We start from the raw sequence: 11839 nt of genomic DNA, 5'->3' as shown, positions 1-11839 counted from the left end.
TAAACTCTTGCCCGAATTAGAATTTGGAGAACCACAATGAAGCCAATCCTACCGAACTACAGTGATTCTGGCGTGCTTATTATCGGCGACGTGATGTTAGATCGCTATTGGTATGGGCCGACAGGGCGCATTTCACCAGAAGCACCAGTGCCTGTAGTAAAAGTAGAAAACAATGAAGAGCGTCCTGGTGGTGCTGCCAACGTTGCGATGAATATCGCCTCTCTTGGTGGTCATGCTCATATTGTTGGTTTAACAGGGATTGATGAGCCTGCCAAAGTACTTAACGAGACGCTTTCAGCTCTAAAAGTAAAATGTGACTTTGTTGGACTGCCAAACTACCCAACAATTACTAAGCTGCGCGTATTAAGCCGTGGCCAGCAACTGATTCGTTTAGACTTTGAAGACAAATTTGAAAACGTTGATGCTGAGCTGATTCTCGATCGTATGGAACAAGCGTTACCAAAAGTGAAGTCAGTGGTGCTATCTGATTACGCTAAAGGTGCACTAGAGCATGTTCAGCAGTTCATCCAAAAAGCACGCGCCGCTAAAGTGCCGGTATTCATCGACCCTAAAGGTGCAGACTTTGAACGTTACCGTGGTGCGACGCTATTGACGCCAAACATGGCGGAATTTGAGCATGTTGTTGGTAAGGTAAAAACGGATGAAGAGCTAGTCGAAAAAGGCTTAGCACTGATTGAAGAATTTGACTTCGAAGCACTACTGGTGACTCGCAGTGAGCATGGCATGACACTACTACGCCGTGGTCAAGAGCCTTTCCACCTCCCAACTCAAGCGAAAGAAGTCTACGACGTAACGGGTGCCGGTGATACGGTTATTTCGGTACTGGCTGCCTCTGTCGCAGCGGGTAAGCCGTTGGATCAAGCTTGTGCACTTGCGAATGCTGCCGCTGGCGTTGTTGTTGGTAAGCTAGGTACATCAACCGTTTCAACTATTGAACTTGCTGAAGCGGTACATGGTAGTCAAGACACCGACTTTGGGGTGATTGGTGAGCAGGCGCTGATTGAGGCGGTTAAGAAAGCACAGTCAAAAGGCGAGAAGGTTGTCATGACTAATGGCTGTTTTGATATTCTTCACGCAGGCCATGTCTCTTACCTAAACCACGCTGCTGAGCTAGGCGATCGATTGATTGTTGCTGTTAATACCGATGAATCAGTGAAACGCCTTAAAGGTCCAGGCCGCCCGGTGAACCCTACCGATCGTCGTATGGCAGTATTAGCAGGTCTTGGTGCGGTTGATTGGGTAGTGCCTTTCGGTGAAGACACACCACAGCGCTTGATCTCTGAAGTTCTACCTGACTTGCTAGTAAAAGGCGGAGACTACAAACCTGAAGAGATTGCGGGTGGCAAAGAAGTGATCGCTAATGGTGGTGAAGTTAAAGTGCTTAACTTTGAAGATGGTTGTTCAACGACTGAGATCATCGATGCTATCAAAGGTGGTCGCGGCTAACCTAGGTCAACAGACCCTAACAACGAATGAACAAATGCTCGCTAAATAGCGAGCATTTTTATATCCAATACATACAAAAATGGAGCCGATTGGCTCCATTTTCTGATAAAGAGTCGATTACTCTTCTAGATCACCACAGAAGCGGTAGCCTTCACCGTGAATCGTTGCAATGATTTCTGGTGTACCAGAAACTGATTCAAAGTGCTTACGAATACGACGAATCGTTACGTCAACAGTACGGTCGTGTGGCTTAAGTTCGCGACCTGTCATTTTCTTCAGCAGGTCTGCACGTGTCTGAATCTTGCCTGGGTTTTCACAGAAGTGAAGTAGAGCACGGAACTCAGAACGCGGTAGCTTGTAGCCATCGCCGCTCGGGCTAACCAGTGAGCGACTGTTGATATCAAGTACCCAACCATTGAACTCGTATTTCTCTACGCTGCGCTTGTCTTCGCTAACTGCGCTTGAATTCATCGAGCGATTCAGTAGGTTGCGAGCACGGATAGTCAGTTCACGTGGGTTAAACGGTTTAGTGATGTAATCGTCAGCACCGATTTCTAGACCAAGAATCTTATCAACTTCATTGTCACGGCCTGTTAAGAACATTAGTGCAACGTTAGCTTGCTCACGCAGTTCGCGAGCGAGCAGTAGACCATTCTTGCCTGGTAGGTTGATGTCCATAATGACCAAGTTCACTTGGTTGTCAGACAGCACCTGGTGCATCTCTTCACCGTCACTGGCCTCAAAAACAGCGTATCCCTCTGCTTCAAAAATACTCTTTAGAGTGTTACGAGTTACTTGCTCATCTTCAACAATAAGAATGTGCGGGGTTTGCATTGGCGGTACCTAAACTTGTGAAAAATTTGTGCTAATAGAATAAATTCTAGGCAAAAACATAACATACAGGTAATGTGATGTTGATAATAAACCAAAGACTGTAAAAATACACTCTCTTTGATCGCCCGCCATCCTTGGTGCTGCTTTTCTACGCTGAAGAGGTCCCTAATCCTCTACATTCTACTAGTCTTTGAGGCGGATTCTATAATGTTAACAGCATGCTAACAACGTAGAAATGTTAATTCCAATCACTTTGTTGATTTATATCAAGAGTTAGAATGTAACAAATATTAATAGTATCTATTAAATGTATAACTTGTGGTTTTATGGCAATTGATTCTGACCTCTGGCAAGCCTACTGCGATCCTTACTTTCGTTTTGAGCGACAACTAATGTGCAGCCAGTTTGCTATTATTACAGCTTGGAACCCGAAAAGTATTTGGCTGTCAAAAAGTGATAATGACAGAAATAATCAACACTTAGCTCAAGAAGTGAGCCATACTTGTTGGTGTGGTGTCCAAGTGGGCAATAAGGATTTTACTTGGTTTGAAGAGAGTTTTGCTGTTCAAATTAGCCAACACGAGGCGTTAGAGTTAGGGCGAAAATACCAACAAAACGCCATCTATTATGTCGAAGGAGAGAGGCTATTTCTCCTTTCCTGCTTAGAAGAACAAAGCAAGGTCGCGCTAGGCAATTGGCGCAGCCGCTGTCGATAGGATTCGATTTTTAATTTTGGAAGTTCATGGAGGAAAAATGAAAGATATAACCCCTGATATTTGTGATAAGCATGAAGATAAGGTTACTCTGCTAGAGTTACCTCTACACAGCTTTGGTCAAAAGTTTGCCTTTTACGGTGAAATTGTCACGGTGCGCTGCTATCACGATAATTCAAAAGTTAGAGAAATGCTGAGCCAAGATGGTACGGGAAAAGTACTGGTTGTCGATGGACATGGCTCTTGCCAGAAAGCCTTGTTGGGCGATCAACTGGCGATCTTGGCTATCGATAATAACTGGGAAGGTGTGATCGTCAATGGTGCCGTTCGAGATGTCGGCATGATGGCCGAAATGGAGCTGGGTATTAAAGCCTTGGGGACTTGCCCATTTAAGACAGAGAAACGTGGAGCTGGCGAAGTGAATGTCACACTGACAATACACAATCAAATGATTCAGCCGGGTGATTATATCTATGCGGATTGGAATGGCGTTTTGATGTCAACTGAACTGCTAGATTGGAGTTAGAATCTAAAGCCCAGTCCTACTTCAACTCCTTTTTGCCACTCTTGATAGTCGAGAGTGGCATGCACATCCAAGTTATCAGTTAACTTCATACGGCTTGATACTTCTGCCGCAATACTGGATTCTCTTCCTTCTGATAAGGTCTCATCGCTGTAGGAATGCAAGGTACTTTGTACTGAGACTCTTGGTGTCAATTGGTAACTCACGCCACTAAGAAAACCTGTCTCATTGATCTTATCGTTATTGTTAAGTCGTGCCCCGACATAAAGATCGACTTTGTCGAACAGATTGTAAGAGTAGCCACCATCAATTTTCCAAGAATCAAAATCATACTGATCGTTTTCTGTCGATAAAAAGATCTTATGTGGCGAAGTGGATTGCTGAGAAGGTAAGGGAGGCAGTTCGGTTGCAAACAACGGGCAGGCGCATAGTAGCGCTGATAGGCTTAGGATTATTTTCATATGCCACTCCTTTGTTATTGTCTGCTTTCCACTGCAAAACTAATTAAAGCATAAAACGAACGAACTAGTTGCAAGTTTTATATAGCAATTAGTTATTATGATATGTGCTAATGGTTTCATTGGTTGTTGCAATCAATGATTAACATGGTGAGATGTTGTGAATGCGAGTGAGCCTGAGTGTGAACAAAAAATAGTAACTTTTCGTTGACGAGAGTGGGAAAAATAAGGTAAACGTATAAGTAAGCAAACACACATCGTAAAGATAATTAAGAATATGCAGCACCAACGCCTAGTAATGACCACAACCATTATTATTACCGACATCGCTATTGTTGGGGCAGGCTGCTAAGCGAAAGAAATTTTAAAAAAAGGCCTGTATCCCACCAGATACAGGCCTTTTTTTATGTCAATTTATGACCTATTTGGAGGAAGGGATGCGAGTTTTAAAGTTTGGAGGTTCATCATTAGCGGATGCTGATCGTTTTTTAAGAGCGGCAGATATCATTGCTAATAATGCCCAGCAAGAAGAAGTGGCGGTTGTGCTTTCAGCACCGGGTAAAACCACCAATAAGTTAGTTTCTGTAATTGAAGGCGCGTTAAAAAATGGTGAGGCTGAGCTGCAAATTGCCGAGCTCGAAGATTCTTTCCGCGACCTTTTCCAAGATATCAAACAAGTGCTGCCAAACATTGATGGCAGTGGTTACGACAACCAAGTTAAAACTTCTCTAACTCAGTTACGTCAGTTCGTTCATGGCATCAACCTTTTAGGCATGTGCCCAGACAACGTTAATGCTCGCATTATCAGTAAAGGTGAGCGCGTTTCTATCCAACTAATGAAGGCGGTATTGGAAGCGAAAGGACAAGCGGCAAGTCTGATTGATCCTGTTCAGTACTTATTTGCTCGCGGTGAGCATTTAGAAGCGATGGTTGATGTTGAAGTTTCAACGCAAAACTTCCGTCAAACCCCTCTTCCTCAAGGTCACGTTAACATCATGCCTGGTTTTACTGCGGGTAATGAAGATGGCGAATTAGTTACGCTAGGTCGAAACGGCTCAGATTACTCAGCTGCAGTATTGGCTGCATGTCTGCGCGCCGATTGCTGTGAGATTTGGACTGACGTAGATGGCGTCTACAACTGTGACCCTCGCCTAGTAGATGATGCGCGTCTACTTAAATCGCTCAGTTACCAAGAGGCAATGGAACTCTCTTACTTTGGTGCTTCCGTTTTACACCCTAAAACCATTGCACCTATCGCTCAGTTCCACATTCCTTGTTTGATTAAAAACAGCTTTAACCCACAAGGAGCGGGGACTTTAATCGGTCAAGATACAGGTGAAGATAATCTAGCGATTAAAGGCATCACGACGCTTAGCGACTTAACAATGGTTAACGTGTCTGGCCCAGGTATGAAAGGCATGGTTGGCATGGCGAGCCGAGTCTTCGGTGCAATGTCTTCAGCAGGTGTCTCTATTGTGCTGATTACTCAGTCTTCTTCTGAATACAGCATCAGTTTCTGTATTGAAGCACAAGACAAAGAAATTGCTGAGCAAGCACTGAGCGAGACTTTCGAGCTTGAGCTTAAAGACGGTCTACTAGAGCCTGTCGAATTTATCAGTGACGTGGCTATCGTAACGCTAGTGGGTGACGGTATGCGCACATCACGTGGTGTGGCTTCGCAATTCTTCTCTTCCCTAGCAGAAGTGAACGTCAATATCGTCGCTATTGCCCAAGGTTCTTCGGAGCGTGCTATCTCTGCGGTGATTCCGGAAGATAAGATCTCTGAAGCGATCAAAGCGTGTCATGAAAATCTATTTAACTCGAAACACTTCCTCGATGTGTTTGTTGTTGGTGTTGGTGGTGTTGGTGGTGAGCTGGTGGATCAGATTCAGCGTCAGCAAGCTAAATTGGCAGAAAAAGGCATTATCCTTCGAGTATGTGGTCTAGCGAACAGCAAGGGGCTACTGCTAGATAGCGAAGGGCTACCACTCGATCATTGGCGCGATCGCATGAAAGATGCTTCCGAAGAGTTTACTTTGGCTCGCTTGATCTCTCTTGTTCAACGTAACCATATCATCAACCCTGTGCTGGTGGATTGTACTTCAAGTGAATCTATCGCCAATCAGTACGCAGATTTCTTGGCAGCAGGCTTCCACGTTGTCACACCAAACAAGAAAGCCAATACGTCGAGCATGGCTTACTACCACCAATTGCGCGATGTTGCGCGTAGCTCTCGCCGCAAATTGATGTACGAAACAACGGTAGGTGCTGGTCTGCCAGTTATCGAAAACCTACAGAACCTTATTTCTGCAGGTGATGAACTTGAACGTTTTAGTGGCATTTTATCTGGTTCACTTTCTTACATCTTCGGCAAGCTTGATGAAGGCATGACACTAAGCCAAGCGACCAACATTGCTAAAGACAATGGCTTTACAGAGCCTGACCCACGTGATGATCTTTCAGGTATGGATGTCGCGCGTAAGCTACTTATTCTTGCGCGTGAAGCGGGTATGAACCTCGAGCTTGAAGATGTGATCGTCGATCAAGCACTGCCACCTGGCTTTGATGATTCAGGCAGCGTAGAAGAGTTTATGGCTCGCCTTCCAGAAGCGGACGCTTACTTTAAGGAGCAATCTGCTCAAGCCGCTGAAGAGGGCAAAGTACTGCGTTATGTGGGTGAAATTGCAGATGGCCAGTGCCGCGTAAGCATTGCTGCAGTAGATGAAAACGATCCAATGTTTAAGATTAAAGATGGTGAGAACGCACTGGCATTCTACAGCCGCTACTACCAACCTATTCCGCTTGTATTACGCGGTTACGGTGCGGGTACTGAAGTAACAGCGGCAGGCGTTTTCTCAGACGTGATGCGTACATTAGGTTGGAAGCTAGGAGTTTAGAATATGAGCCGTGGTATGGATGTAGCAGTTTACGCTCCAGCATCAATTGGTAATGTTAGTGTCGGTTTCGACGTGTTGGGGGCGGCTGTGTCCCCAATTGATGGCACTCTACTCGGTGATCGAGTTTTAGTGAAATCAGGTAGCGAACCATTCAGTTTGAAAACAGCAGGTAACTTTGTTTCTAAGCTGCCTGCTGATCCAAAAGAAAATATCGTTTATGACTGTTGGCGAGTATTTGCCAGAGAGCTAGACAAAAAAGGTGAAGCGCTGCTAGCGTTGGAAATGACGTTAGAAAAGAACATGCCAATCGGCTCTGGATTAGGTTCTAGCGCCTGTTCGATTGTTGCCGCGCTTGATGCACTAAACCGTTTTCATGGTGAGCCGTTAAATGAGACAGAACTGCTCGCACTCATGGGTGAAATGGAAGGCCAAATTTCTGGTGGCATCCACTATGATAACGTTGCGCCATGTTACTTAGGTGGCGTTCAGCTTATGCTAGAAGAGCTTGGGATTATCAGCCAAGAAGTACCATGCTTTGACGATTGGTACTGGGTAATGGCGTACCCAGGGATCAAGGTTTCAACCGCTGAAGCACGCGAGATCTTACCCTCTCAATATCGCCGTCAAGATATCATTGCTCACGGTCGTCACCTTGCTGGTTTTATCCATGCGTGTCATTCAAATCAACCTGAATTGGCAGCGAAGATGATCAAAGACGTGATCGCTGAACCGTATCGTGAGAAACTGCTACCAGGCTTTGCTGACGCACGTAAATATGCAGCTACAGCCGGGGCTTTAGCTACTGGTATTTCTGGTAGTGGCCCAACACTATTTAGTATTTGTAAAGATAAAGATGTCGCTGAGCGAGTTGCTCGCTGGCTTGAACAAAACTACGTACAAAATGAAGAAGGATTCGTCCATGTTTGTCGCCTCAACAAGCAAGGTTCGAACGTAACAGGAAGTGAGCTATGAAGCTGTACAACATAAAAGAAAATGATGAACAAGTATCCTTTGGCCAAGCCGTTCGCCAAGGGTTAGGTCGTAACCAAGGCCTTTTTTTCCCACAAGAGTTGCCTAAGTTCGATGATATCGACGCCCTGTTAGCAGAAGATTTTATTTCACGTAGTACAAAGATTCTTTCTGCGTTAATTGGTGATGAACTTGCGGAAGAGAAAGTGAACTCGCTAGTGGATGCTGCTTTCCAATTCCCAGCTCCAATTAACAAAGTTAAAGAGGGCGTATACGCGCTAGAGTTATTCCATGGTCCGACATTAGCGTTTAAAGACTTTGGTGGTCGTTTTATGGCGCAGTCACTCGCGGCTGTTTCTGATGGCGGTAAAATCACCATCCTAACCGCAACTTCGGGTGATACGGGTGCAGCAGTTGCTCATGCCTTCTATGGAATGGAAGACATCAATGTCGTTATCCTATATCCAAAAGGTAAGATCAGTCCGCTACAAGAAAAGCTGTTCTGTACGCTTGGTAAGAACATTCACACAGTAGCCATTGATGGTGACTTCGATGCTTGTCAGGCTTTGGTTAAGCAAGCATTTGATGATGCGGCACTGCGTGAAGAGATTGGCCTTAACTCAGCGAACTCCATCAACATCTCACGTCTAATGGCGCAAATCTGTTACTACTTTGAAGCGGCTTCACAGCTAAGCAAAGAGCAGCGTGAGAATCTTGTTGTTTCTGTACCAAGTGGCAACTTCGGTAACTTGACTGCAGGTCTATTGGCTAAAGCTCTGGGTTTGCCAATCAAACGTTTCATTGCAGCGACTAACGCTAATGATACTGTGCCGCGCTACCTAGAAACAGGTAACTGGGATCCTAAGCCAACAGTGGCGACAACTTCGAATGCGATGGATGTTAGTCAACCAAACAACTGGCCACGTATCGAAGAGCTATGCCGCGTAAAAGAGTGGGGCTTAGAGGCGCTTGGTAAAGGTGCGGTCACTGATGCGCAAAGTGCGGAATCAGTCAAAGAGCTGCATGAGCAAGGTTACCTGTGTGAGCCACACGGTGCGATCGCTTACCGCGTTCTAGACGAGCAGCTTCAAGAGGGCGAAACTGGCCTATTCCTATGTACCGCTCACCCAGCCAAGTTCAAAGAAGTGGTCGATGATATTCTCGGTTCAGATATCGAATTACCAGGACCACTCGCTAAGCACGCTGCAATGGAGCTTCTATCTGAAGACCTAGCTAACGACTTTGACTTGCTAAAACAAGTACTGCGTCGAGTGCAGAAATAATCCGCGCTTATTGAATACGAAAAAGGTCACTTCGGTGACCTTTTTTATTTGGGTCGTTACCTACTTGTCATTCCTAGACGTGTTATTACTGTCATCCTCAAGAGTGAGGAACGAACGAGTTGGGGATCTCTTAAAGCAAGTCGAATTGGATTTGGAGATTCCTTACTCACTCATTCTTCGTTCTAAGGAATGACAATTAAAGTAAACCTTTGGAAATAATCCCGCTATCGATTCAAAGCAAACGTTGGCAGTGACAAGTGCCAGCGAATGGCGCCAAGTCTAATGAGTAGAGTCGAGGCTACACCTGCGAGAAATGCGCTATCGCTACTGTGACCCATGGCTAAAGCGGCGGTGTGGAATGCTCCACCAATGATACATGCGGTCGCGTACACTTCACTTCTAAGAACCATAGGTACTTCACGGGCAAGTACGTCACGGATAATACCGCCACCGCAGCCTGTTATTACACCCATAATGATCGCTACAAGGGCAGAGTCTTGATAAGCCATGGTCTTTTCAACGCCAATGCCGACAAACACCGCGAGACCAATGGCATCACAGACAGGTAATATCCACCATGCGAGACGCTTAGGTCTTCTGACTATAAGCATGGTGAGCAAGCAAGTAATCAGGATGGTCCACAAATAGTTGGTATCGGTGATCCAGAAAACCGGCGTCGCACCCAGGGCCATATCACGGATGGTGCCTCCGCCTATTGCAGTGACACTACCAAGTACAGCAACACCAAAAGGGTCCATTTTTAATCGACCCGCTAATAGAACACCTGAAATTGCAAAAATAGCCGTACCGAACAAGTCGACGACATAAAGCAGCATGGAATCCATGACACTAAAATCTCTTACTTAAAAAAGGGAACAGAAAACGAAAAGGGATTGTACGAGATATCATCGTTTAACCGTTAGCGATTTCGCCTTACTGTTTCGAAATGCTCACAAACTTGCTCGATAGCTTTGAGCGTTCTTGGCGTTGGGCGATTTATCCAGTCTGAATTTAAAGACCAGATGTAGTTGTTCTTTACCGCCGAAAGTTGCTCACTCCACTGCGCCCAAATATTGCCATTGGCGATGGCATGCTGAGAAGTAAACATCACTTCTGGGTTCTGCAAGATGACTTGCTCTTTCCCTACTTGCGGGTAAGGCGCAGCACTGCTCTCAAAGATATTTTCACCGCCACAGAATGAAAACACTTCACTAGGCCATTTGCCTTGCGCCAAAGTGATAACAGGTTGCTCACTCAGTTGGTAGAAGTAACGAACTTTAGACTCTGTATCGTAACGATTTTTGAGTTCTGCTAGCTGATTTCTAAAGTCCTGCGCGTTCTTTCTTCCGACATTTGGATCTTGCGCATACTCGCTTAGCTGCTCAATGTTAGCGGCAATATCTTCTAGTGAATGAGTTTGAGAGTAGTAAATATTGAGGCCAAATTGCTTAAGCTTGTCGAGCTCTCCATTAGGATTACCAGAAGGCCACGCGATAATGAGATCCGGTTGTAGGGCGATGATACGTTCTATCTTGATCCCTTGATAGTTAGCGACTTTTTCTATTTTTTGCGCTTGTTCCGGGTAATCACTTCGTTCACTGACGGCGACGAGTTTGTCTCCAAGCCCTGCGGCAAACGCGAGTTCAGTCGCGTGTGGTGCCAAGCTGATCACACGCTCGGCAGGAGCTGAAACAGCAAAGTGAGAAACAAAAGCCGTCAGAAGCAATAAGGTGAAACGCATTTAGATTCCTTGATAGATTAAGCCCATGATAAGGCTTTGGATAATAATCCAAGCGAACATTCGCCACGCCAGAGTTTTTTGTACCTGAGCAATATGAATGGCTGATGGTGCAATGCGACCACCAAGTTTAGCGCGTACCGCTTTGTGACCATCATAAATCGCCGGACCACCTAGTGAGAGTTCAAGCTTGGCACCGACGGAAACCAATAGCCAGGCAGGTCCAGGAAGAGGCCACGATTTGGCTTGTTCTTGAAGTAGGTGAGCGGTTGCTTGTGCCCGATGACCTAATGTGATCATGATGGCAAACAGCCTCAGTGGGATAAAGTCTAATACTGCTACCGCACGAACTGCGGGAATACCGAATGGTGAAAAGCGTTGTCTGCTTGGTGACCATGCCCGAGCCAACTCTACACTCATGCGATACATGAACGCTCCGATGCCACCGCCAATGGCATACCAGAACAGCACGCCGATGACATTACGGCCGTAAGACATGATCAGAGTTTCTGCGCCCGCTTTACCTAGCCCTAATATTGATAAAGGCGCGGTCGAGCGATTGATGAGTGGCTTGATGAGCATTTTGGCATGCTCTTTATCTTCGCGTGCCATCGCAGCGACAAATTGGGCGGTAAATTTGTCGGTATTACGCCAATCAATCGCGAGCAGTAAAAAGGCCAATTCGAACAGTTCTGGCTGCCAAACCAGCGGTTTTAGTGCAATCAAGACAGCGAGCATCGGGAATAGCATGAGCAGCCAAGCTAGAGTGCCAGAGATAATGCTTTGCGAGTAATTGGAATTAACGTTGACCTTGTCCGCTAACTGTTCAGCAAACTTATGCCACAAGATGGCGGGATGTGCCTCACGTGGGAAGGGTAGGATTAGATGAAATAACAATGCGCCCCACAATACGAGGAGCGCGCCATTTGAGTAAAATTGATTGAAAATATCTTCCAT

Annotated in this window: 11 protein-coding genes and 1 other annotated feature; of the genes, 6 read left to right on the top strand and 5 right to left on the bottom strand. The window is 45.7% G+C overall.

Features of this window, described 5'->3' with window-relative positions; translation table 11 throughout:
* Positions 1-36: 36 nt before the first annotated feature.
* On the top strand, positions 37-1467 hold the full coding sequence (hldE, locus tag IX91_RS12455) for a bifunctional D-glycero-beta-D-manno-heptose-7-phosphate kinase/D-glycero-beta-D-manno-heptose 1-phosphate adenylyltransferase HldE (protein ID WP_004744735.1): 1431 nt from the start codon (positions 37-39) through the stop codon (positions 1465-1467).
* 117 nt (positions 1468-1584) lie between these two features.
* Here the strand turns inward: hldE and arcA are convergent, their stop codons facing one another.
* A complete protein-coding gene (gene arcA / locus IX91_RS12450; RefSeq protein WP_004744734.1) occupies positions 1585-2301 on the bottom strand; it encodes a two-component system response regulator ArcA in 717 nt (238 codons plus the stop codon).
* A gap of 326 nt (positions 2302-2627) precedes the next feature.
* Between arcA and IX91_RS12445 the strand changes: the two genes are divergently transcribed.
* Positions 2628-3017, top strand: coding sequence for a DUF3293 domain-containing protein (locus IX91_RS12445; RefSeq protein WP_004744733.1), 390 nt, complete (start codon positions 2628-2630; stop codon positions 3015-3017).
* 37 nt (positions 3018-3054) lie between these two features.
* Positions 3055-3540 (top strand): putative 4-hydroxy-4-methyl-2-oxoglutarate aldolase, encoded by a 486-nt coding sequence (locus IX91_RS12440; protein WP_004744732.1) that lies wholly within the window; start codon positions 3055-3057, stop codon positions 3538-3540.
* Here IX91_RS12440 and IX91_RS12435 read toward each other — a convergent pair.
* A complete protein-coding gene (locus IX91_RS12435; RefSeq protein ID WP_004744731.1) occupies positions 3537-3998 on the bottom strand; it encodes a hypothetical protein in 462 nt (153 codons plus the stop codon). The genes IX91_RS12440 and IX91_RS12435 overlap by 4 nt on opposite strands.
* Before the next feature lie 284 nt (positions 3999-4282).
* Positions 4283-4402 (top strand) — a sequence feature (Thr leader region).
* Positions 4403-4432: 30 nt separating this feature from the next.
* On the opposite strand from IX91_RS12435, the gene thrA reads away from it, so the two are divergent.
* From thrA to thrC, 3 genes are read left to right on the top strand one after another with little or no spacing between them, the layout of a single operon-like run.
* Positions 4433-6892 carry a bifunctional aspartate kinase/homoserine dehydrogenase I gene (gene thrA, locus IX91_RS12430; RefSeq protein ID WP_004749916.1) on the top strand — a complete coding sequence of 820 codons (2460 nt, stop codon included), beginning with the start codon at positions 4433-4435 and terminating at the stop codon, positions 6890-6892.
* Positions 6893-6907: 15 nt separating this feature from the next.
* Complete coding sequence (thrB, locus tag IX91_RS12425; protein WP_004743205.1) at positions 6908-7864, top strand: homoserine kinase; 957 nt, start codon at positions 6908-6910, stop codon at positions 7862-7864.
* Positions 7861-9144 (top strand): threonine synthase, encoded by a 1284-nt coding sequence (gene thrC, locus IX91_RS12420; protein WP_004743206.1) that lies wholly within the window; start codon positions 7861-7863, stop codon positions 9142-9144. Before thrB ends, thrC begins: the two co-directional genes overlap by 4 nt.
* Positions 9145-9368: 224 nt before the next feature.
* Here the strand turns inward: thrC and IX91_RS12415 are convergent, their stop codons facing one another.
* The 3 genes from IX91_RS12415 to IX91_RS12405 form a co-directional block, all read right to left on the bottom strand.
* Positions 9369-9989, bottom strand: coding sequence for a TRIC cation channel family protein (locus tag IX91_RS12415; protein ID WP_004743207.1), 621 nt, complete (start codon positions 9987-9989; stop codon positions 9369-9371).
* Between the two features lie 74 nt (positions 9990-10063).
* Complete coding sequence (gene btuF, locus IX91_RS12410; protein WP_004743208.1) at positions 10064-10885, bottom strand: vitamin B12 ABC transporter substrate-binding protein BtuF; 822 nt, start codon at positions 10883-10885, stop codon at positions 10064-10066.
* Entirely contained in the window at positions 10886-11839 is a 954-nt protein-coding gene (locus IX91_RS12405; RefSeq protein ID WP_004743210.1) for a cobalamin biosynthesis family protein, read from the bottom strand.

The sequence above is a fragment of the Vibrio tubiashii ATCC 19109 genome, assembly GCF_000772105.1.
GTDB classification, from domain to species: domain Bacteria; phylum Pseudomonadota; class Gammaproteobacteria; order Enterobacterales; family Vibrionaceae; genus Vibrio; species Vibrio tubiashii.
This window is presented reverse-complemented; position numbering and strand designations above follow the sequence as displayed.